This window comes from Pseudomonas sp. GW822-FHT04C11 (assembly GCF_058800905.1).
The window spans coordinates 20,508-42,902 of the sequence record NZ_JBXAMS010000023.1; the positions used below are offsets into that span (position 1 = coordinate 20,508).

A 22,395-nucleotide genomic window follows, 5' to 3' on the forward strand; every position below is an offset into this window, starting at 1 on the left:
AGTATAGAGGCCAACACCGGGCGCGGCGACAGGCGTTTCCGCTTTTCGGGCAGGTTTTTTCGGATTATTTTTTGCTCGTTAGCCTTATTGTCATGTCAATGGCTTAGGGGCATGTAGGACGTTTACCTTGAAACTAGAGGTATTCGGCACCACATCAACGGTTATCATGATTTTTCCCTGCGACATTCGTCGTGAGCGACCTTCACCGTTCTGGCGCGCCCGCCAGCGCCGGAGTGCGTCGCTCCTTGGAAACCAATAGGTACGATATGTCTGAATTCCAGCTAGTCACCCGCTTCGAGCCCGCCGGCGATCAGCCGGAAGCCATCCGTCTGATGGTCGAGGGCATCGAGGCCGGGCTGGCGCACCAGACGTTGCTTGGTGTGACCGGTTCGGGCAAGACCTTCAGTATCGCCAACGTGATCGCCCAGGTGCAGCGACCGACGCTGGTGCTGGCGCCGAACAAGACGCTGGCGGCGCAACTGTATGGCGAGTTCAAGGCGTTCTTCCCGAACAACGCGGTGGAGTACTTCGTTTCCTACTACGACTACTACCAGCCCGAAGCCTACGTGCCGTCGTCCGATACCTTCATTGAGAAAGACGCCTCGATCAACGATCACATCGAGCAGATGCGACTGTCGGCGACCAAAGCGTTGCTGGAGCGCAAGGACGCGATCATCGTCACCACGGTCTCGTGCATCTACGGTTTGGGCAGCCCGGAAACCTATCTGAAAATGGTCCTGCACGTCGATCGTGGCGACAAGCTCGATCAGCGCGCCTTGCTGCGCCGTTTGGCTGACCTGCAATACACCCGCAATGACATGGATTTTGCTCGCGCGACCTTCCGCGTGCGCGGCGATGTGATTGATATCCATCCGGCGGAATCCGATTTTGAAGCGATCCGTATTGAGCTCTTCGATGATGAAGTGGAGAAGATTTCCGCTTTCGATCCGCTCACCGGCGAAGTGATTCGCCAGCTGCCGCGTTTCACCTTCTATCCGAAAAGCCACTATGTAACGCCGCGAGAAACCCTGCTGGGAGCCATCGAAGGGATCAAGGTCGAGCTGCAGGAGCGCCTGGAATACCTGCGCTCCAACAATAAACTGGTGGAGGCCCAGCGGCTGGAGCAGCGCACCCGTTTCGACCTGGAGATGATTCTGGAACTGGGTTACTGCAACGGTATCGAAAACTACTCGCGCTACCTCTCGGGCCGAGAGTCGGGTGAGCCGCCTCCCACCTTGTTTGACTATCTGCCCGCCGATGCCTTGCTGGTGATCGACGAATCCCACGTCAGCGTGCCGCAGGTCGGTGCGATGTATAAGGGCGACCGTTCGCGTAAAGAGACGCTGGTCGAATACGGTTTCCGGCTGCCGTCGGCGCTGGACAACCGGCCGATGCGTTTTGATGAATGGGAAAGCATCAGTCCGCAGACGATCTTCGTCTCGGCCACCCCGGGTAACTACGAGGCGGAACACGCCGGTCGGGTGATCGAGCAGTTGGTGCGGCCGACCGGTCTGGTCGATCCGCAAATCGAGATTCGTCCCGCACTGACTCAGGTCGACGACTTGCTCTCGGAAATCACCAAGCGTGTGGCGCTGGAGGAGCGGGTGTTGGTCACTACGTTGACCAAGCGCATGTCCGAAGACTTGACCGACTACCTCGCCGACCACGGTGTGCGGGTGCGTTATCTGCACTCGGACATCGATACGGTGGAGCGGGTCGAGATCATCCGCGATTTGCGTCTGGGCACCTTCGATGTGCTGGTGGGGATCAACCTGCTGCGTGAAGGCCTGGACATGCCGGAAGTGTCGCTGGTGGCGATTCTCGATGCCGACAAGGAAGGTTTCTTGCGCTCCGAGCGTTCGCTGATCCAGACCATCGGTCGCGCGGCGCGGAACCTCAATGGCCGGGCAATTCTGTATGCCGACCGGATCACCGGGTCGATGGAACGGGCAATTGGCGAGACTGAGCGCCGTCGCGACAAGCAAATCGCTTTCAATCTGGCGAATGGCATCACCCCCAAAGGCGTGTTCAAGGACGTTGCCGACATCATGGAAGGCGCCACCGTGCCCGGCTCGCGCAGCAAGAAGCGCAAAGGCATGGCCAAGGCTGCCGAGGAAAGTGCCCGCTACGAAAACGAGCTGCGTTCGCCGAGCGAAATCGCCAAGCGCATTCGTCAATTGGAAGAGAAGATGTACCAGCTCGCCCGCGACCTGGAGTTCGAAGCCGCCGCGCAGACACGCGACGAAATCACCAAGATGCGCGAGCGGTTGTTGACTGTCTGATGATCGTGCGCGGTCCCTGTGGCGAGGGAGCTTGCTCCCGCTCGGCCGCGAAGCGGTCGTAATCCGGCAATCGCGCTCTATCTGAATACTCGCGGCGGCTGATTTCAGGGTCGCTTCGCAACCCAACGGGAGCAAGCTCCCTCGCCACAGGTGTGTGCATGTCTCAGGCTTAGTGCGCTTCTCCAGCCTTCAGCCCGGGTGGCAGCGCCTTGGTCAGCAGGATCGCCAGCATGCTCACCCCCAGCGCAATCCCGACAAAGTGAAACGCATCGTTGTAGGCCATGATCAAGGCCTGCTGATGGGTGATCTCACTGAGCTTGCCCAGCGCGGCCATTTCGCTGCCGAATCGATCGGTCATGCTCGCCATGCGCTCGGCCACCTGCGGGTTGGTCGGCACGATCGACTCGCGTAAATAATCGAAGTAGGTCTTGGTTCGGGCATCCAGCAGGGTCGCGAGCAGGGCGATGCCAATCGCGCCGCCAAGGTTGCGCAGGATGTTGAACAGGCTCGACGCGGAGCCTGCATCCTGCGGCAGGATATAGGCGGTGGCGATCAGCGAAATGGTCACCATGATCAGCGGCTGGCCCAGCGCGCGGACGAGCTGGATCTGATTGAACTGTGGTCCGGCGAAGTCGGGGTTGAGTGCGCCCGAAAGAATGCTCGCCAAGCCAAACAGGCCGAAACCGAGCGTGCATAGCCACTTCGGCGAAACGAACTTCATCAACTTCGGCACCAGCGGAATCAGGAACAGCTGCGGCACGCCCATCCACATGATCACTTCGCCGATCTGCAAGGCGTTGTAGCTCTGGATCTGCGCCAGGTACAGCGGCAGCAGATAAATCGAGCCGTACAGCCCCACACCCATGCCCAGGCTGGAAATGCTCGATAAGCCGAAGTTGCGGTTGCGCAAGATGCCCAGATTGATCAGCGGATTGGGCTTGGACACTTGCACGATCACAAAGGTGATCAGGCTCAACAGGGCGATGCAGCCCAGCGTCACGATCAGGTTCGACTCCAGCCAGTCCTTGCGATGGCCTTCCTCGAGAAACACCTGCAAGCACCCGAGGCCAACACCCAGCGTGAGAATGCCCATGTAATCGGTGCTTTTGAGCAATTCCCAGTGGGCTGCTTTTTTCTCCAGGCCATACATGAGGCCGGCGATCATGATCAGCCCCGGCGGAATGTTGATGTAGAAGATGTACTTCCAGCCCCAGTTTTCCGTCAGCCAGCCGCCGAGGGTCGGGCCGATAGAGGGCGCGAAGGTCGCGGTCATGGCGAACATCGCCATGCCTTTGGCACGATGGTGTTCGGGGAGTTTGATCAGTGTCAGGGTGAACGCCAGCGGGATCAGTGCGCCGCCAGTGAAGCCCTGCAAGGCGCGAAACACGATCATGCTCTCCAGGCTCCAGGCCATCGAGCAGAGCAGCGAGGCGGCCAGAAAGCCCAGCGAAACCCACACCGCCAGGCGTCGTGCCGAGAGCAGTTGCACCAGCCATGCGGTGAGCGGAATCATGATGATTTCCGCCACCAGGTACGAGGTGGAAATCCACGAGCCTTCTTCCAGGGTCGCTGACAGTGCGCCTTGAATGTCCTTGAGCGAGGCGTTGGTGATCTGGATGTCGAGCACCGCCATGAAGGCGCCGAGCATCACGCTCATCACCGCAATCCAGTCCCGGCGGGTCGGTTCGCCGGCTGGGCGGATCAGTTGATCACCGGCCATCGCCAGGGTCTTTGATGTTGACTTTGACGGTGACCGACATGCCCGGGCGGATCTTGCCGTGCAGCGGGTTGTCGGCAGCAAACGTCAGTTTCACCGGAATCCGTTGCACCACTTTGGTGAAGTTGCCGGTGGCATTGTCCGGTGGCAGCAGGCTGAACTGCGCGCCCGAGGCGGCGAACAGGCTGTCGACCCGGGCTTCGATCGGTGTGTCGCTGTAGGCATCGAAGGTCAGTTCGGCTTTCTGGCCGGGCTGCATATGACCAATCTGGGTTTCCTTGAAGTTGGCCTGAATCCAGATGTCCTGGTCCGGGACAATCGACAGCAGGTAAGCGCCAGCCTGTACGTATTGGCCATTGCGGGCGGCACGCTGGCCGATCAGGCCGCTGATCGGTGCGTGGATTTCGCTGCGGGTCAGGTTCAGTCGGGCCTGCGCCAGATCGGCTTTGGCGTTGGCGATCTGCGCGTCCAGGCGCTTGATCTCGGCCGTCAAGGCGTTGACCTGTTGACGCTGGCCCTGGGCGTCAGCCTGGGCCTTGGCGACTTGCGAGCGAGCGATGCGGTTGTCGGCGGAGAGGGTGGTCACCCGTTCTTCCGAGACATAGCCCGGTTTGCGCAGGGTTTGCGCGCGTGACAAATCGATTTGCGAGCGGCCGAGGGTGGCCTGGCTGGCAGCGACCTGAGCTTCGCTGGCGGCGATCAGGCTGGCTTGTTGGGTCAGTTTGCTCTGGGCTTGCAGGCGCTCGGCTTCGCGGGTGGCGAGGGTCGCGTTGGCGCGGTCGACGGCGAGATGGAAGTCATCGCCTTCGAGTTTGATCAACAGTTGGCCTTTTTCGACGTGCTGGTTGTCCTGTACCAGCACTTCCTCAATGCGCGCGCCCAACTGGCTGGAGACACGGGTGATTTCACCCTGGACATAAGCGTTATCGGTGCTTTCGTAAAACCGTCCCTTGAAGAACCATTCAGCGAAGAAGCCCCCGGCAACCAGCAGGACGATCAGCAGGAAAGTGAACAGGCGACGCTTGAGTTGGGCAGGCATGAGCAGACTGTAGTCGAGAAAGTGTAAGGAGATTTATCAGTACTCGAATCTGTCATATAGCCGATAAGCGGTAAATGCCACTTATTGATAATCAGCCGTTGAGCGCTGCCAGAGCCTTTTGTAGCCCCAACGTTGGCTTAAATGCCCTGCTCACTGGAGCCGGGCGGGCAACGCCTGTTACCATTCGCCCTTTGTTTCATCTCCGCTTTTTATATTCTTTCGAGACATGCCATGACCACCGTCCGCACTCGCATCGCGCCATCGCCTACCGGCGATCCCCATGTCGGCACCGCTTACATCGCTTTGTTCAACTACTGCTTTGCCAAGCAGCATGGCGGTGAGTTCATCCTGCGGATTGAAGACACCGACCAATTGCGTTCGACCCGCGAGTCCGAACAGCAGATTTTCGATGCCTTGCGCTGGTTGGGCATCAACTGGAGTGAAGGCCCGGATGTTGGCGGCCCGCACGGTCCGTATCGCCAGAGCGAACGTGGCGACATCTATCAGAAGTACTGCCAGCAACTGGTCGATCTGGGTCACGCGTTCCCGTGCTTCTGCACGAGCGACGAGCTGGACCAGATGCGCGCCGAGCAAATGGCCCGCGGCGAAACCCCGCGTTACGACGGCCGTGCGCTGTTGCTCTCCAAGGAAGAAGTGGCGCGCCGTCTGGCCGCTGGCGAGCCGCACGTCATCCGCATGAAGGTCCCGACCGAAGGCGTTTGCGTGGTGCCGGACATGTTGCGTGGCGACGTCGAGATCCCGTGGGATCGCATGGATATGCAAGTGTTGATGAAGACCGACGGCCTGCCGACCTACTTCCTCGCCAACGTGGTCGACGACCACCTGATGGGCATCACCCACGTATTGCGCGGCGAAGAATGGCTGCCATCGGCGCCGAAGCTGATCCTGCTTTACGAGTACTTCGGCTGGGAGCAACCAGAGCTGTGCTACATGCCGTTGCTGCGTAACCCGGACAAGAGCAAGCTGTCCAAGCGCAAGAACCCGACCTCGGTGACGTTCTACGAGCGTATGGGCTTCATGCCGGAAGCGATGCTCAACTACCTCGGTCGCATGGGCTGGTCGATGCCGGACGAGCGCGAGAAGTTCTCGTTGCAGGAAATGGTCGACAACTTCGATCTGAAACGCGTGTCCCTCGGCGGGCCGATTTTCGACATCGAGAAGCTGTCGTGGCTCAACGGCCAATGGCTGCGTGATCTGCCGGTGGAAGAGTTCGCCAGCCGCGTGCAGACCTGGGCGCTGAACCCTGAATACATGATGAAGATCGCGCCGCACGTGCAGGGTCGGGTTGAAACCTTCAGCCAGATCGCACCGTTGGCCGGATTCTTCTTCGCCGGTGGCGTGACCCCGGATGCCAAGCTGTTCGAATCCAAGAAGCTCTCGGGCGATCAGGTTCGCCAGTTGATGCAGTTGATCCTGTGGAAGCTCGAAAGCCTGCGTCAGTGGGAGAAGGACAGCATCACGGCGACCATTCAGGCGGTGGTCGAATCCCTGGAGCTGAAGCTGCGTGATGCCATGCCGCTGATGTTCGCGGCCATCACTGGCCAGGCCAGTTCGGTGTCGGTGCTGGATGCGATGGAAATCCTTGGTCCGGACCTGACGCGTTTCCGTCTGCGCCAGGCGATCGACTTGCTCGGTGGCGTGTCGAAGAAAGAAAACAAAGAGTGGGAAAAGCTCTTGGGCGCTATCGTCTGAGGTGTTTGACCCCGTGCAGGAACCGCCGAAGGCTGCGATCTTTTGATCTTGCTCTTCGGCGTCACCCCCCATTTTTCGGGGGGAGGGCGGTAAGTGATTGTTATGGCGGCAAAAAATTTTGAAAATTGTTAAAAATAAGTTTGACAGCTTTCCGATGCGCCATTAAGATTCGCCCCGTCCTCAGCGATGAGGGGCTATAGCTCAGCTGGGAGAGCGCTTGCATGGCATGCAAGAGGTCGACGGTTCGATCCCGTCTAGCTCCACCAATTTACACTTCAAGGCCTGGCCACACCGGTCTTGAAGCGATCAACACTCAGCGTTGATCAGTTGTATAGAAGGGTTTGCGTCCCCTTCGTCTAGTGGCCTAGGACACCGCCCTTTCACGGCGGTAACAGGGGTTCGAGTCCCCTAGGGGACGCCAGTTTTACAGAAGTGATGTTGCAAGATGTCACTCCGCCGCGAGGCGAAAAATCCGGGGCTATAGCTCAGCTGGGAGAGCGCTTGCATGGCATGCAAGAGGTCAACGGTTCGATCCCGTTTAGCTCCACCAATTTTACAGTTCAAGGTCTGGCCACACCGGCCTTGAATCGATCAGTACTCAGCACTGATCAGTTGTATAGAAGGGTTTGCGTCCCCTTCGTCTAGTGGCCTAGGACACCGCCCTTTCACGGCGGTAACAGGGGTTCGAGTCCCCTAGGGGACGCCACGATTACCCGCTCTGCGGGATTTATAAGGGTCATTCAATTATTGAATGGCCCTTTTGTTTGTCTGGCGTTTGGCCAATCCTCTCTTTCTCCCCGCGCTGTTCTTCTGACCAACGGTCACATCAACGACTTGCGAATAATTATTATGAGAATAATATTCTATTCGTAATATTCGGAGGCAACGATGAACGATAAAAAAGCTCAAACCCGTGAACGCATTCTCCAGGCCGCCAGCTCTGCGCTGGTCCAGCGCGGCCCGGCAGAGCCTAGCGTGGGTGAAGTGATGGGGGCTGCCGGTCTTACCGTCGGCGGCTTCTACGCACACTTCGAAAGCAAGGACGCCATGATGCTGGAGGCCTTCACGCAATTGCTCGGCCAGCGTCGGGCGCTGATCGCCGAAATGGACGCCACGCTGACCGGCGAAGAGCGCCGGGCGCTGGTCGCTGCGTTTTACCTGTCGCGCAAACACCGTGATTCCACCGAGCACGCTTGCCCGATTCCGGCATCGATAGGCGAGTTGGGGCGTCTTCCGGACGATTTCCGTCTGGCCTTGAATGAACACATCGAGCTGATGGTCGCGCAGTTGGCCGCCAGCCCGGAAGACACCGACAAAGCGCTGGCTGACCTGGCGCTGATGGTCGGTGGTTTGGCCCTGGCGCGGGCGCTGGGTGCCGGTGAGTTGTCCGATCGATTGCTGCGTGCCGCCAAGTCGGCGGTGCTATGACCTGAAGCACAAGCCTTTGGAGATGAGCGATGAGCACGTTAAGTTGGGTTCGTGGCGTTAACGGCACCTTGGGCTGGGTTGCACCGCAATGGGTGGCGAGCAAGATGCGTTCGGTGTTCATGACGCCGCGCGAGCTGCCTCCGCGTGATTGGGAAATGCCGCTGCTGGCGAAGTCTGAGCGGATCACCCTGCGCTTCGGCCTTTCAGCGTTGCGCTGGGGGCAGGGCCCGACAGTGCTGCTGATGCACGGCTGGGAAGGTCGGCCGACACAATTTGCCAGCCTGATCACCGCGCTGGTAGACGCCGGCTACACCGTGGTCGCGCTGGATGGTCCGGCTCACGGTCGCTCGCCGGGTCGCGAGGCCAACGTCGTGCTTTTTGCTCGGGCGATGCTCGAAGCGGCTGCAGAACTGCCGCCCTTGCAAGCGGTCATCGGCCACTCCATGGGCGGCGCCAGTGCGATGCTTGCCGTTCAATTGGGTTTGCGTACTGAAACCCTGGTCAGCATCGCCGCACCGGCACGGATTCTCGCTGTTTTGCGCGGTTTTGCCCGTCACGTTCGCATGCCGCCCAAGGCGCGTTCGGCGTTTATCCGCAAGGTCGAACGGGATGTCGGTATCCAGGCTTCACGACTCGACGTCGCCCACTATCAACTGGATATGCCAGGGCTGATCGTGCACGCCGAAGACGACGTCTTTGTTTCGGTCAATGAGTCGCAATTGATTCACGACGCCTGGTTCGACAGCCGGCTGTTGCGCCTGGAGGAGGGTGGGCATCAGCGGGTGCTGGCGGATCCGCGAGTGATCGAAGGCGTGCTCTCGCTGCTGTCCGGTCGGAGTTTGCAGGCGCGCCAATCGGCCTGATCATCCGTTACACTGCCCCGGTCGAATAATCTGACCGGGAGTGGGGCATGGGCTGGGATCGGGCAACGCCGTTTATCATTGACCTGCAGGTTGCTGCCGAGGACATCGATGGGTTGGGGCACGCCAATAATGCGGTGTACGTCACCTGGCTCGAGCGCTGCGCCTGGCGCCACTCGCAGCGCCTAGGGCTGGACCTGACCGAGTATCGGCGGCTGGACCGGGCGATGGCCGTGGTGCGCCACGAGATCGATTACCTGGCGGCCGCCTATGAAGGTGACGAGTTGCAGTTGGCGACCTGGATCGTCGACTGGGATCAGCGCTTGAAGATGACCCGGCACTTCCAGCTCAAACGCCCGAGCGACAACGCCACGCTGCTGCGGGCGCAAACCACGTTTGTCTGCATCGAGCTGTCCAGCGGCAAGCCCAGACGCATGCCGGCGGAGTTCATCGAAGGCTACGGCCCGGCGTTGCAAGTCAGCACCTGATCACCCATGTGGCGAGGGGGCAAGCCCCCTCGCCACATGGGTAGGCGCAAGTCTTTCGATTGATAATCCAGTAAACTGCCGCACGTTTTTCGTTGAGTGTTTTCCATGCAAATTGCTTTGGCGCCCATGGAGGGGTTGGTCGACAACATCCTGCGGGACGTGTTGACCCGTGTTGGCGGTATCGATTGGTGCGTGACCGAGTTCATTCGGATCAACGATCAACTGCTCACGCCTGCCTATTACCACAAATTCGGCCCTGAATTGCTGAACGGCGCCAAGACCGCTTCAGGCGTGCCGTTGCGCGTGCAATTGCTCGGCTCCGATCCGGTGTGTCTGGCAGAAAACGCGGCGCTGGCCTGTGAGCTGGGTTCGGAGGTGATCGACCTGAACTTCGGTTGCCCGGCCAAGACCGTGAACAAATCGCGTGGCGGTGCAGTACTGCTCAAAGAACCCGAGCTGCTCAACGAAATCGTCGAACATGTACGCCGCGCAGTGCCGGCACACATCCCGGTGACTGCCAAGATGCGTTTGGGTTTTGACAGTCCCGACGGCGCGCTGGTGTGTGCCACTGCGTTGGCTGAGGGCGGTGCTGCGCACATTGTGGTGCACGCACGGACCAAGACGGATGGCTACAAGCCGCCAGCACATTGGGAATGGATCCCGCGAGTGCAGGAAGTGGTCAAGGTGCCGGTGTTCGCCAACGGCGATATCTGGAGCGTTGAAGACTGGCGCCGTTGCCGCGAAATCAGCGGCGTGGAAGACATCATGCTGGGGCGTGGCCTGGTGTCGCGTCCTGATCTGGCGCGGCAAATCGCTGCCGCACGGGCCGGTGAAGAGGTGGTCGAGATGACCTGGGCCGAGCTGTTACCGCTGCTTCAGGACTTCTGGCTGCAAGCCAAAGCGCAGATGACGCCGCGCCAGTCGCCGGGTCGCTTGAAACAGTGGCTGGCGATGCTGACCCGCAATTATCCCGAAGCGGTGGAGCTGTTCACGGTCCTGCGTCGTGAGACTGAGCTGGATCAGGTGTCGCGTTTGCTGGGTCTGCAGGCGTGCGAAGCCGCCTGAAACCTTTTTTTGAAAAAAACACAAAAAATCTCTTGAAATGCAATCGGCGGTCCTTATCTAAGGATTACGCGATGCCGAATTCGGGTCGCGGAGACAAAAAACTTGCTGATTATTTTCAGGAGATTTGAATCATGAGTACTGCATTTTCCATGGCGCCACTGTTCCGTTCCTCGGTGGGCTTCGATCGTTTCAACGATCTGTTCGAGTCAGCACTGCGCAATGAGCCAGGCAGCACCTATCCACCGTACAACGTTGAAAAACATGGCGACGACGAATACCGCATCGTCGTCGCAGCAGCCGGCTTCCAGGAAGAAGACCTGGAGCTGCAAGTGGAGAAAGGTGTGCTGACCATCAGTGGTGGCAAACGTGACGCCAATGAAGACGTCACCTATCTGTACCAAGGCATCGCACAGCGCGCTTTCAAGCTGTCCTTCCGGTTGGCGGACCACATTGAAATCAAGGCCGCGGGCCTGAGCAATGGTCTGTTGAACATCGACCTGCTGCGGGTCGTGCCGGAGGAAGCGAAAGCCAAGCGTATCCCGATCAACGGGACGCAAAAACCGGCTCTGGAACACTGAGTCATCGCGATGAGAAAGGGCGCCACCGGCGCCCTTTTTTGTGCTCGTCATTTGAGCAGTTTCAGGAAGCCCTCCAGCGGCAGCGGCTGACTGTGCAGGTAGCCTTGATACAAGTGGCAGCCCAGCCCCTGCAAGAAATCGAGCTGTTCAGTGGTTTCGACACCTTCGGCAATCACCGTCAATTCAAGGCTGCGGGCCATGGCCACGATGGCGCGGATGATTTCCGCGTCGTTCGGATCGCTGGTCGCATCGCGGATGAACGACTGGTCGATCTTCAAGGTGTCCACCGGCAGGCGCTTGAGGTACGTCAGCGAGGAGTAGCCGGTGCCAAAGTCGTCCATGGCGAAACTGACGCCAAGTTTCTTCAGGCGGCGCATCTTGCTGATGGTGTCGTCCAGGTTCTGAATCACGATGCCTTCGGTGACCTCCAGCTTGAGCAGCGAATACGGCAGTCCATGGCTGCTCAGGGTTTGTTCAATCCGCTCGACAAAGTCGTTCTGGCGAAATTGCCGTGGGCTGATGTTCACGCAAAGGCTGAAGTTCAGCGGATCGATCAGGCCTCTATCGATCAATTGCCTGAAGGCCTGGCAGGTCTCATCGAGGATCCAGGCACCGACCTCAAGAATCAGCCCGCTGTCTTCCAGTACCTTGATGAATTCGCTGGGCGATTGCTCCCCCAGCCGCGGGTGGCGCCAGCGCACCAAGGCTTCGGCGCCGATAATGCGACCGTCCAGGGCGTCCACCTGAGGCTGGTATTGCACGCTGAACTCACCACGCGAAAGGGCCAGGCGCAGGTCGGTTTCCATCCGCAGGCGTTCACTGGCGGCTTTTTGCATGGTGTTGTGGAACATCTGCGTGGCATTGCGTCCCGAATCCTTGGCTCGGTACAGGGCAATGTCGGCACGCTTGAGCAGGTCGGTCGGGGTTGAGCCGTGATCGGGGATCAAGGCCACGCCGATGCTCGGGGTGACTTGCAGGCGCTGACCGTCGAGGAACATCGGCTCGGACAACAGCTCGCGCAGCGTGTCGGCCAACTCGCGAACCTGTTCGCTGACTTGGTTGCGCGTCCCTTCCAGGCCGCTCAACAGCACCACAAACTCATCGCCACCGAGTCGCGCCACGGTGTCTTCCATGCGCACACTGGCTTCGAGGCGCGCAGTGATGATTTTCAGCACGGTATCGCCCACCGGGTGACCGAGCGAGTCGTTGATGTGCTTGAAGTGGTCGAGATCGAGGAACAGCAAGGCGCCGCGCAGGTTATGGCGTTTCAGCAAGGCGATCTGCTGGCTTAGGCGATCCATCAGCAGGGCGCGGTTGGGCAGGTTGGTCAGTGGGTCGTGGTAGGCGAGGTGACGGATCTGCGCTTCGGCGTTTTTCAGCAGGCTGACGTCCCGGGCGGTCATCAGCAGGCAGGCGGTTTCGTTCAGGGTGATGGGCTCGATCGACACTTCGACGGTGAGAATTTCGCCGCGCTTGTTGCGGCCGAGCATTTCCTGGTGATGCACCCGGCCTTTGGCCTTCAGCGCGGCCAGCAGGGTTGAGCGTTGTTTTTCTTCGGCCCAGATGCCGATCTGATACACGGTTTTGCCCACCACTTCGTCGGCGCTGTAGCCGGTCAAGCGGCAGAAGCCGTCGTTGACCTCCAGGTAGCGTCCGCTGTCGCGCTCGGTGATGGTGATGGCGTCGGGGCTGGAGTGAAACGCCTTGGCGAATTTCTCTTCACTGGCCTTGAGGGCGGCCTCCGAGCGCTGCTGCTGGGTGATATCGCGCAAGGTGGTGACAATGCACGGTTCGTTGCCGACGCTGATCTGACGGCTGGAAATCACGCAGGTCAAGGGTTGCCCGTCCTTGTGGTGAACAATGATTGCGACGTTGTTCAGCGCCTGTTCGCGAATCACCTGCTCGATGCGTTGCTGACGCTTCACCGAAGCGTCCCAGAGGCCAATCTCGTCGGCACTGCGGTCGATGACGTCGGTGGTGGTCCAGCCGAAGATCTGAGTGAAGGCGGGGTTGATCTCTATGAACTGGCCGGTGTCCTGGCGCGTCACGCAGATCGGGTCCGGGCTGACCTGAAACAGGCTGGCGAATTTTTCTTCGGAGGTGATCAGGCGCTGCTCGCGCTCCACCTGGTCGGTGATGTCGAGCAACGTACCGGCCATGCGCAGGGGGGCGCCGGACTCATCGCGATAGAGCCGTGCACGGCTTTCCAGGTAGCGCGAACTGCCGTCGGGTAATTGCACACGGTAAGTCAGTTGATAATTGCCGGCCGGACCTTCGCGGAGGCTGCGGTAGGCGTCGCGCATGCTGTCGCGTTCATCGTCCGGCACGCCTTCGAAAAACGCGTCGAAGGGCTCGTGAAAGGGGATCGGGTCCAGGCCATGCAGCTGTGCGGCACGGGCCGAGCCATAGAGCATGCCGCTGGGAATGTGCCAGTCCCAGGTGCCGAGTTGCGCCGAGTCGAGGGCCAGGTCCAGGCGCTCCTGACTGTCTTTGAGCGCTTGCTCGGCGAGTTTGCGTTCGCTGGTGTCGAGGAAAGTGCTGAGCAGGTAGGGCTGGCCTTCGAGTTCAACCTTTTGCGCGCTGAGAATGCCATCGTGGACCTGGCCGTTGCTGGCGCGAAACTGCACCTCCATGCTGACCAGCTCGCCCTTGGCCTTGGTTGCCTTGACCAGTTTGGCGCGTTGTTCCGGGTTCACCCAAAGGCCCAGCTCCAGTGTCGTGCGGCCGATCACGCTGTGCACGGGCCAGCCAAACAGGCTTTCGAAGTATTGATTGGCTTCGCTGATCAGGCCGTCTTCCTGGCGAGTCAGCAACACCATGTTCGGGCATAGATGAAATAGTGTTGCGAAACGTTTCTCCGAGCTGCTCAGGGCCTGTTCGCGTTGGCGTTGATGGGTGATCTCGCGGATTACCCCGATCATCCGTGGCCGGCCTTGCTTGTCCGGTATCAGGCTGCCGTTGATCTCCAGCCAGTGCAGGCTGCCGTCGGGCCAGCGGATTCGGTGATGCATCGCCTGTTCCAGCGGTGCGCCGGCCACTACGGCGTTAAAGGCTCGCAGGGTTTTGGCGCGATCCTCCACCGGCAGCAGATCCAGGTATTCCAGGTCGGCTGGCAGTGGTTTTTTTGGGTCAAACCCGAACAAGGCTTGAGTCCCACGTGACCAACTGATCAGCCCGCGTTCAATGTCCCAGTACCAGGCGCCCAAGCGTGCACCGTTCAAGGCGGCGAGCAGTTGTGGCGCGCTCTCCCAACTCTGCTCCGAGGTACGCGGGTCGAGCGCCTGAATGCGCGGCATTTGGGGCGTGCGTGAGCGAGTGCGGTCAGCAGATTTGGGCATGGGTAACAAGCCTTGGGCTGAATTGGGTGTTTGGCGCTGGGAATTTCAACCTTAAAGGATTAGCACAACTTAGCCGTGAGTCCGTGGCAAATCGATTTGTGCGTCCAACAAGGCCATGAAAGCCCGTGCAGCATTCGACAGCGTCCGTTCGGTGTGCACGATATAGCCTAGCTGGCGAGTGAGCTGTATGCCCGGTAAAGGAATGCGTGCCACTTGATCATCGAGCATGGTGCGCGGCAACACGCTCCAGGCCAGGCCAATGGAAACCATCATCTTGATAGTTTCCAGATAGTTAGTGCTCATCGCGATGTTCGGTGTCAGCCCCTGGGCTTCGAAGAGTCGTTGCACGATGTGGTGGGTAAAGGTGTTGCCACCGGGGAAAACCGCCGGATGACGGGCGATATCGGTCAGGCTGACCGCACCGTTACTGATCAGTGAGTGTTCGGGGGCTGCCACAAAGTCCAGTGGGTCATCCCATACCGGCGTGGCTTTCACCAGCGTGTGTGGCTCGGGTGCCAGGGTAATCACCGCCAGTTCGGCGCGGCCGTGAAGAATTTCCTCGTAGGCGACTTCCGAATCGAGGAACTGAATATCCAGCGCAACCTCAGGGTAGCGTCGGGTGAACGCCCGCAGCAAGGGCGGCAGGCGGTGCAGGCCGATGTGATGACTGGTCGCCAGGGTCAGGCGGCCAGTCACTTCGCCGGTCAGGTTGGTCAGCGCCCGGCGTGTGTCATCCAGTACATTCAGAATCTGATAAGCGCGCGGCAGCAGGGCGCGTCCGGCCTCGGTCAGGCTGACTTCGCGGCCCAGTCGATCAAACAGCCGTACATTGAGCTGCTGTTCCAGCCCGGCGATGCGTTTGCTGATGGCTGGCTGGGTCAGGTGCAGCCGTTCGCCCGCGCCGGAAAAGCTGCCGGTCTCGGCGATGGCTATAAAAGCATTGAGGTTGGCCAGGTCCATGGTCGTATTCCAGTTGGTTATCCAAAGCATAAAAAATATGAATTTGAGTTATTTAATGTAACCCCATAGGATCGACCTCACAAGCCAAGGGGTTATTGATTCGCTTCAGTAATCCAGGGCATAGAAACAAGCTGATGAGGAAACGTCTGATGGCCGGCAAAACGCTCTACGACAAGCTCTGGGATTCGCATTTGGTCAAGCAGCGCGACGATGGTTCGGCGCTGATCTACATCGATCGCCACATCATTCACGAAGTGACCTCGCCGCAGGCCTTCGAAGGTCTGCGTCTGGCCGGGCGCAAGCCGTGGCGCATCGATGCCAACATCGCGACCCCGGACCACAACGTACCGACGACTCCTGAGCGCAAGGGCGGCATTGCTGCCATCGCTGACGAAGTCTCGCGTTTGCAGGTTCAGACCCTCGATGACAACTGTGACGAATACGGCATCGTCGAATTCAAGATGAATGACGTGCGTCAAGGCATCGTCCACGTCATCGGTCCAGAGCAGGGTGCAACCTTGCCGGGCATGACCGTGGTCTGCGGTGACTCCCATACCTCGACCCACGGCGCTTTCGGCGCGTTGGCTCACGGTATCGGCACTTCCGAGGTCGAGCACGTGCTCGCCACCCAGTGCCTGGTCGCCAAGAAAATGAAGAACATGCGGGTATCGGTTGAAGGAAAATTGCCGTTCGGCGTGACCGCCAAGGACATCGTTCTGGCCGTTATCGGCAAGATCGGCACTGCCGGCGGTAACGGCCACGCGATCGAATTCGCCGGTAGCGCGATTCGCGAGTTGTCGGTCGAAGGCCGCATGACCATCTGCAACATGTCCATCGAAGCCGGTGCGCGAGTTGGTTTGGTTGCCGCTGACGAAAAGACCGTTGCCTACGTCAAGGGGCGTCCGTTCGCACCGAAAGGCGCTGAATGGGACTTGGCTGTCGAAGCCTGGAAAGACCTGGTGTCCGATGCGGACGCGAAGTTCGACACCATCGTTGAACTCGACGCTGCGCAGATCAAGCCGCAAGTCAGCTGGGGCACGTCCCCGGAAATGGTTCTCGCCGTCGATCAGAACGTGCCGGACCCGGCTAAAGAGATGGACCTGGTCAAGCGCGACTCGATCGTCCGCGCCTTGAAGTACATGGGTTTGACCGCCAATCAGGCGATCACCGACATTCAACTGGACCGCGTGTTCATTGGCTCCTGCACCAACTCGCGGATCGAAGATTTGCGTGCTGCGGCGGTGATCGCCAAGGGCCGCAAAGTAGCCTCGACCATCAAGCAAGCCATTGTGGTGCCGGGTTCGGGCCTGGTGAAGGCGCAAGCCGAAGCCGAGGGGCTGGACAAGATTTTCCTCGAGGCCGGTTTCGAATGGCGTGAGCCTGGGTGCTCGATGTGCCTGGCAATGAACCCGGACCGTTTGGAGTCCGGCGAGCATTGCGCATCGACCTCCAACCGTAACTTCGAAGGCCGTCAGGGCGCCGGTGGCCGTACGCACCTGGTGAGCCCGGCAATGGCCGCCGCCGCCGCTGTCAACGGTCGTTTCGTCGACGTCCGTGAATTGATCTGAAGGAGCGCAGCATGAAAGCTTTTACCCAGCACACTGGTCTTGTCGCGCCTTTGGATCGTGCCAACGTCGACACCGACCAAATCATTCCCAAGCAGTTCTTGAAGTCGATCAAGCGCACCGGTTTCGGTCCGAACCTGTTCGATGAGTGGCGTTACCTGGATGTCGGGCAACCGTATCAGGACAACTCCAAGCGTCCGCTGAACAAGGACTTCGTGCTCAACGCCGAGCGTTATCAAGGTGCCAGCGTGTTGCTCGCCCGGGAAAACTTCGGCTGCGGTTCGAGCCGCGAGCACGCGCCATGGGCCCTGGAAGAGTACGGTTTTCGCAGCATCATCGCGCCGAGCTACGCCGACATCTTCTTCAACAACAGCTTCAAGAACGGCTTGCTGCCGATCATCCTGAGCGACGCTGAAGTCGACGAATTGTTTGCGCAAGTGGAAGCCAATCCGGGCTACCAGTTGCAGATCGACTTGCAGGCCCAGACCGTGACCCGTCCTGACGGCAAGGTCCTGAGTTTCGAAATCGATGCTTTCCGCAAACACTGCCTGCTCAATGGCCTGGACGATATCGGCCTGACCTTGCAGGACGGCGATGCGATTGCCGCGTTCGAAGCCAGGCACCGCGCCAGCCAGCCATGGTTGTTCCGCGACGCGTGATTGTGTGTAAGGCGTAATGACGCCATCGCGAGCAAGCTCGGCTCCTGCATGGGAATGAATGCGTTGCTCTTGTAGGAGCAAGGCTTGCTCGCGATGGGGCCCGCACAAACAACTCAAGACTCACCCCTTAAGGAAGTCATCATGACCAGCACCGCCCAGCACAGCGACGTAGTACAAAAGCAATTCGGTGAACAGGCTGCCGCCTACCTGAGCAGTGCAGTACACGCACAGGGCACCGAATTCGCACTGCTACAGGCCGAGCTGGCGGGTCGCAGTGATGCGCGAGTGCTGGACCTGGGCTGCGGCGCCGGTCATGTGAGTTTTCATGTGGCTGCGCTGGTCAAGGAAGTGGTCGCCTATGACCTGTCGCAGCAGATGCTCGACGTGGTGGCTGGCGCCGCAGTTGATCGTGGTCTGAACAATGTGACCACCGTGCTCGGTGCGGCGGAGCGCCTGCCGTTTGCCGAGGGTGAATTTGATTTCGTCTTCAGCCGTTATTCGGCGCACCATTGGAGCGACCTTGGCTTGGCCTTGCGCGAAGTGCGCCGAGTGCTCAAGCCGGGTGGGGTAGCAGTATTTATTGATGTCTTGTCGCCGGGCAGTCCGTTGTTCGACACTTACCTGCAAAGTGTTGAAGTGCTGCGCGACACCAGCCACGTGCGTGATTATTCCGCCGGGGAGTGGTTGCGCCAGGTCAGCGAGGCGGGGTTGCATACCCGTAGCACCACGCGCCAGCGGCTGCGCCTGGAGTACAACTCCTGGGTCGAGCGCATGCGTACACCCCAGGCGTTGCGCGTGGCGATCCGCGAGTTGCAGCAGGCGATGGGCAACGAAGTTCGCGAGTATTTCGAGATTGAAGCCGATGGTTCGTTCAGCACCGATGTGCTGGTGCTGATGGCTGAACGATAAGCGCCGAGCGCTGGAATTTTTCCGGGCGCGCCCATGAGCGCGCCGACTGATGACATGAGGAACGCATGAGCAAGCAGATTCTGATTCTCCCAGGTGACGGTATTGGCCCGGAAATCATGACCGAAGCGGTCAAGGTGCTGGAACTGGCCAACGACAAGTTCGCACTGGATTTCGAGCTGAGCCACGACGTGATCGGCGGCGCGGCCATCGACAAGCACGGCGTGCCGTTGGCCGACGAAACCCTGGCCCGCGCGCGTGCTGCCGATGCGGTGCTGCTGGGTGCGGTGGGCGGTCCGAAATGGGACACCATCGAGCGTGACATTCGTCCAGAGCGCGGCTTGTTGAAGATTCGTGCGCAACTGGGCCTGTTCGGCAACCTGCGCCCGGCGATCCTGTACCCGCAACTGGCTGAAGCGTCGAGCCTGAAAGCCGAAATCGTCGCGGGCCTGGACATTCTGATCGTCCGTGAACTGACCGGCGGTATCTACTTCGGCGCACCGCGTGGTGTGCGCGAGTTGGAGAATGGCGAGCGTCAGGCGTATGACACCCTGCCATACAGCGAAAGTGAAATCCGCCGTATCGCCCGCGTCGGTTTCGACATGGCGCGCGTACGCGGCAAGAAGCTCTGCTCGGTCGACAAGGCCAACGTTCTGGCGTCCAGCCAGCTGTGGCGCGAAATCGTCGAGCAAGTGGCCAAGGACTACCCGGATGTCGAGCTGAGCCACATGTACGTCGACAACGCCGCCATGCAGCTGGTGCGTGCACCGAAGCAGTTCGACGTGATCGTCACCGATAACCTGTTCGGCGATATCCTGTCCGACGAAGCCTCGATGCTCACCGGTTCCATCGGCATGTTGCCGTCGGCCTCGCTGGATGCCAACAATAAAGGCATGTACGAGCCGTGCCACGGTTCGGCGCCGGACATTGCAGGCAAAGGCATCGCCAACCCGTTGGCGACGATTCTGTCGGTGTCGATGATGCTGCGTTACAGCTTCAACCAGTTGGTGGCCGCAGACGCTATCGAAAAGGCTGTCAGCCTGGTGTTGGACCAAGGGCTGCGCACAGGTGACATCTGGTCGCCGGGTTGCGTGAAAGTAGGTACGCAGGAAATGGGCGACGCAGTAGTCGCAGCGCTGCGGAATCTGTAATCTCTCTGGCCCCGCTTGTCGCTGATGCCGGCAAGCGAGCCCACTTTTTGTAAAAGGTGTAGTTGCGATGAAACGTGTAGGTCTGATCGGTTGGCGCGGTATGGTCGGTTCCGTGCTCATGCAGCGGATGCTGGAAGAGCAGGATTTCGATCTTATTGAACCGGTGTTTTTCACCACTTCCAATGTGGGTGGCCAAGGCCCGTCCGTGGGTAAGGATATTGCTCCGCTCAAGGACGCTTACAGCATTGAAGAGCTGAAAACCCTCGACGTGATTCTGACCTGCCAGGGTGGCGACTACACCAGCGAAGTCTTCCCGAAACTGCGCGAAGCCGGTTGGCAGGGTTACTGGATCGACGCCGCTTCCAGCCTGCGCATGCAGGATGACGCGGTGATCGTTCTGGACCCGGTGAACCGCAAGGTCATCGACCAGCAACTCGACGCGGGCACCAAGAACTACATCGGCGGCAACTGCACCGTCAGCCTGATGCTGATGGGTTTGGGCGGTCTGTTCGAAGCCGGTCTGGTGGAGTGGATGAGCGCCATGACCTATCAGGCGGCCTCCGGTGGCGGCGCGCAGCACATGCGTGAACTGATCAAGCAAATGGGTGTGACCCACGCAGCTGTCGCCGATCAACTGGCCGATCCGGCCAGCGCCATCCTCGACATCGACCGTCGTGTCGCCGAAGCCATGCGCAGCGATGCGTACCCGACCGAAAACTTCGGCGTACCATTGGCCGGCAGCCTGATCCCGTGGATCGACAAGGAACTGCCGAACGGTCAGAGCCGCGAAGAGTGGAAGGCCCAGGCCGAGACCAACAAGATCCTCGGTCGCTTCAAGAGCCCGATCCCGGTGGATGGCATCTGCGTGCGCATCGGCGCCATGCGTTGCCACAGCCAGGCGCTGACCATCAAGCTGAACAAAGATGTGCCGATCGCCGATATCGAAGGGCTGATCAGCCAGCACAACCCATGGGTCAAGCTGGTGCCGAACCAGCGCGAAATCAGTATGCAGGAGCTGAGCCCGACCAAGGTCACCGGCACCCTGAACGTACCGGTTGGCCGTCTGCGCAAGCTGAACATGGGTTCGCAGTTCGTCGGTGCTTTCACCGTCGGCGACCAACTGCTGTGGGGCGCGGCCGAACCGCTGCGTCGCATGCTGCGGATTCTGCTGGAGCGTTGATTCGCTGATGTAATGAAAAAGCCCGCATCTCGAAAGAGCTGCGGGTTTTTTTATGGCCGTTAGCGGGGGGGGATATTGTGTCGCCTGGTCGGCCGCCATCGCGGGCAAGCCTTGCTCCTACGAGGTTTGTGTTGGCCGCATTCCATTTGCACGACGCATAACCTGTAGGAGCAAGGCTTGCCCGCGATGAGGCCGGTACAGCTAATTCAAATTCCCCTGTGAATTGCCTGCATGCCAGTCACCCGGTAAAGTGCCGCTCCCCCCGTTTCGCCTGAGGTAGATCCATGAGCCAGTCCTTTGATATCGCCGTCGTCGGCGCCACCGGTACTGTCGGCGAAACACTCGTCCAGATCCTTGAAGAGCGCGACTTCCCGGTTGCCAACCTGCACCTGCTGGCCAGCAGTGAATCAGCAGGGCATTCGGTGCCGTTTCGCGGCAAGAACGTACGGGTGCGGGAAGTCGACGAATTTGATTTCAGCAAGGTCCAGCTGGTGTTCTTCGCCGCCGGTCCTGCGGTCACCCTGAGCTTTGCGCCGCGTGCCACGGCCGCCGGTTGCGCGCTGATCGATTTGTCCGGCGCCTTGCCGGCGGAACAGGCACCGCAGGTGGTGCCGGAAGCTAACAGCCAAGTGCTGGCCGGTTTGAAAAAGCCGTTTCAGGTAAGCAGTCCAAGTGCATCGGCCACCACCCTGGCCGTGGTGCTGGCGCCATTGCGCGAATTGCTCGACCTGCAGCGAGTGACCGTCACTGCCAGCCTGGCCGTTTCCGCTCAGGGCCGCGAAGCAGTCAGCGAGCTGGCACGGCAGACAGCAGAACTGCTGAATGTTCGCCCGCTGGAGCCGCGTTTCTTTGATCGGCAAATGGCCTTCAACCTGCTGGCACAAGTCGGCACGCCGGATGCTCAGGGGCATACGCTGCTGGAAAAACGCCTGGTTCGAGAGCTGCGCGAGGTCATGGCGCAGCCTTTATTAAAGATTTCTGTCACTTGCATTCAAGCCCCGGTGTTTTTCGGCGATAGCTTTAGCGTGACCTTGCAGTCAGCCAAGGCTGTCGACCTGGCGGCGGTGAATGCTGCGCTTGAGGCGGCGCCGGGTGTCGAGCTGGTCGAGGCGGGCGATTACCCGACGCCGGTGGGCGATGCGGTAGGGCAGGACGTGGTCTACGTCGGTCGGGTTCGCAGCGGTATCGACGATCCGGCGGAACTTAACGTGTGGCTGACGTCAGATAACGTACGCAAAGGCGCTGCACTCAATGCGGTGCAGGTGGCTGAGTTGTTGATAAAAGACCTTGTGTAAAAGATACTTGGCAACAATTTGCAAATAGATTCTAGTCGTACAGGCCGCAAGGCCTGAATGCTGGAGGCGAGCCGCCATCAGGGGCTTCCAAGGGCATCAGTGAAATAAGCGCGCGCAGAGACTCTTCGAGGCTGCGCGCAATGCCTTACGGCAGCGGTATCAACACCTTCT

The 22,395-nt window shown here is 59.8% G+C and carries 17 protein-coding genes and 4 tRNA genes; 17 read left to right on the top strand and 4 right to left on the bottom strand.

The genetic code is table 11. The annotated features are described in order from the left end of the window. The first annotated feature begins 266 nt into the window (after positions 1-266). Positions 267-2,282 carry an excinuclease ABC subunit UvrB gene (gene uvrB, locus AC1RJ3_RS27510; RefSeq protein ID WP_019692689.1) on the top strand — a complete coding sequence of 672 codons (2,016 nt, stop codon included), beginning with the start codon at positions 267-269 and terminating at the stop codon, positions 2,280-2,282. Between the two features lie 169 nt (positions 2,283-2,451). On the opposite strand, the gene AC1RJ3_RS27515 is transcribed toward uvrB, so the two are convergent. Both AC1RJ3_RS27515 and AC1RJ3_RS27520 read right to left on the bottom strand, forming a co-directional pair. Beyond that, complete coding sequence (locus tag AC1RJ3_RS27515; protein ID WP_054596608.1) at positions 2,452-4,002, bottom strand: MDR family MFS transporter; 1,551 nt, start codon at positions 4,000-4,002, stop codon at positions 2,452-2,454. Further along, positions 3,992-5,038, bottom strand: a complete 1,047-nt coding sequence (locus AC1RJ3_RS27520) for an HlyD family secretion protein (RefSeq protein ID WP_427530981.1) — start codon at positions 5,036-5,038, stop codon at positions 3,992-3,994. The genes AC1RJ3_RS27515 and AC1RJ3_RS27520 overlap by 11 nt, the downstream gene beginning before the upstream one ends. Before the next feature lie 231 nt (positions 5,039-5,269). Between AC1RJ3_RS27520 and gltX the strand changes: the two genes are divergently transcribed. From gltX to AC1RJ3_RS27570, 10 genes are all read left to right on the top strand, one after another. Beyond that, positions 5,270-6,751, top strand: coding sequence for a glutamate--tRNA ligase (gene gltX, locus AC1RJ3_RS27525; RefSeq protein WP_493081603.1), 1,482 nt, complete (start codon positions 5,270-5,272; stop codon positions 6,749-6,751). Between the two features lie 190 nt (positions 6,752-6,941). Beyond that, positions 6,942-7,017: transfer RNA gene (locus tag AC1RJ3_RS27530), tRNA-Ala, on the top strand. Positions 7,018-7,096: 79 nt separating this feature from the next. Continuing rightward, a tRNA-Glu gene (locus AC1RJ3_RS27535) sits at positions 7,097-7,172 on the top strand. Positions 7,173-7,225: 53 nt separating this feature from the next. Continuing rightward, a tRNA-Ala gene (locus tag AC1RJ3_RS27540) sits at positions 7,226-7,301 on the top strand. An 80-nt stretch (positions 7,302-7,381) separates the two neighbouring features. Next, positions 7,382-7,457, top strand: a tRNA-Glu gene (locus tag AC1RJ3_RS27545). Between the two features lie 182 nt (positions 7,458-7,639). Beyond that, positions 7,640-8,179 carry a TetR/AcrR family transcriptional regulator gene (locus tag AC1RJ3_RS27550; RefSeq protein ID WP_054596611.1) on the top strand — a complete coding sequence of 180 codons (540 nt, stop codon included), beginning with the start codon at positions 7,640-7,642 and terminating at the stop codon, positions 8,177-8,179. Between the two features lie 29 nt (positions 8,180-8,208). Then, a complete protein-coding gene (locus AC1RJ3_RS27555; protein WP_123584754.1) occupies positions 8,209-9,042 on the top strand; it encodes an alpha/beta fold hydrolase in 834 nt (277 codons plus the stop codon). Positions 9,043-9,089: 47 nt separating this feature from the next. Further along, positions 9,090-9,527, top strand: coding sequence for an acyl-CoA thioesterase (locus AC1RJ3_RS27560; protein WP_054596613.1), 438 nt, complete (start codon positions 9,090-9,092; stop codon positions 9,525-9,527). A 105-nt stretch (positions 9,528-9,632) separates the two neighbouring features. Then, on the top strand, positions 9,633-10,592 hold the full coding sequence (locus AC1RJ3_RS27565) for a tRNA dihydrouridine synthase (RefSeq protein WP_054596614.1): 960 nt from the start codon (positions 9,633-9,635) through the stop codon (positions 10,590-10,592). A 131-nt stretch (positions 10,593-10,723) separates the two neighbouring features. After that, positions 10,724-11,170, top strand: a complete 447-nt coding sequence (locus AC1RJ3_RS27570) for an Hsp20 family protein (protein WP_054596615.1) — start codon at positions 10,724-10,726, stop codon at positions 11,168-11,170. 47 nt (positions 11,171-11,217) lie between these two features. Here the strand turns inward: AC1RJ3_RS27570 and AC1RJ3_RS27575 are convergent, their stop codons facing one another. Beyond that, positions 11,218-14,508, bottom strand: a complete 3,291-nt coding sequence (locus tag AC1RJ3_RS27575; RefSeq protein ID WP_347929534.1) for a PAS domain S-box protein — start codon at positions 14,506-14,508, stop codon at positions 11,218-11,220. 69 nt (positions 14,509-14,577) lie between these two features. Then, positions 14,578-15,468, bottom strand: coding sequence for a LysR family transcriptional regulator (locus tag AC1RJ3_RS27580; protein ID WP_493081607.1), 891 nt, complete (start codon positions 15,466-15,468; stop codon positions 14,578-14,580). 149 nt (positions 15,469-15,617) lie between these two features. Between AC1RJ3_RS27580 and leuC the strand changes: the two genes are divergently transcribed. The 6 genes from leuC (at position 15,618) to AC1RJ3_RS27610 (ending at position 22,224) form a co-directional block, all read left to right on the top strand. Next, positions 15,618-17,036: a 3-isopropylmalate dehydratase large subunit gene (gene leuC / locus AC1RJ3_RS27585; protein ID WP_493081609.1), complete on the top strand. Its 1,419-nt coding sequence runs from the start codon at positions 15,618-15,620 to the stop codon at positions 17,034-17,036. An 11-nt stretch (positions 17,037-17,047) separates the two neighbouring features. Continuing rightward, entirely contained in the window at positions 17,048-17,692 is a 645-nt protein-coding gene (gene leuD / locus AC1RJ3_RS27590; protein WP_054596619.1) for a 3-isopropylmalate dehydratase small subunit, read from the top strand. 141 nt (positions 17,693-17,833) lie between these two features. Beyond that, positions 17,834-18,601 carry a class I SAM-dependent methyltransferase gene (locus tag AC1RJ3_RS27595; protein ID WP_103319182.1) on the top strand — a complete coding sequence of 256 codons (768 nt, stop codon included), beginning with the start codon at positions 17,834-17,836 and terminating at the stop codon, positions 18,599-18,601. 65 nt (positions 18,602-18,666) lie between these two features. Next, positions 18,667-19,749: a 3-isopropylmalate dehydrogenase gene (leuB, locus tag AC1RJ3_RS27600; RefSeq protein ID WP_054596621.1), complete on the top strand. Its 1,083-nt coding sequence runs from the start codon at positions 18,667-18,669 to the stop codon at positions 19,747-19,749. A gap of 67 nt (positions 19,750-19,816) precedes the next feature. Continuing rightward, complete coding sequence (gene asd, locus AC1RJ3_RS27605; protein ID WP_054596622.1) at positions 19,817-20,929, top strand: aspartate-semialdehyde dehydrogenase; 1,113 nt, start codon at positions 19,817-19,819, stop codon at positions 20,927-20,929. Positions 20,930-21,213: 284 nt separating this feature from the next. Continuing rightward, the gene (locus AC1RJ3_RS27610; protein WP_054596623.1) at positions 21,214-22,224 is read left to right on the top strand and encodes an aspartate-semialdehyde dehydrogenase; all 1,011 of its coding nucleotides are present in this window, start codon (positions 21,214-21,216) and stop codon (positions 22,222-22,224) included. Positions 22,225-22,395: the final 171 nt, after the last annotated feature.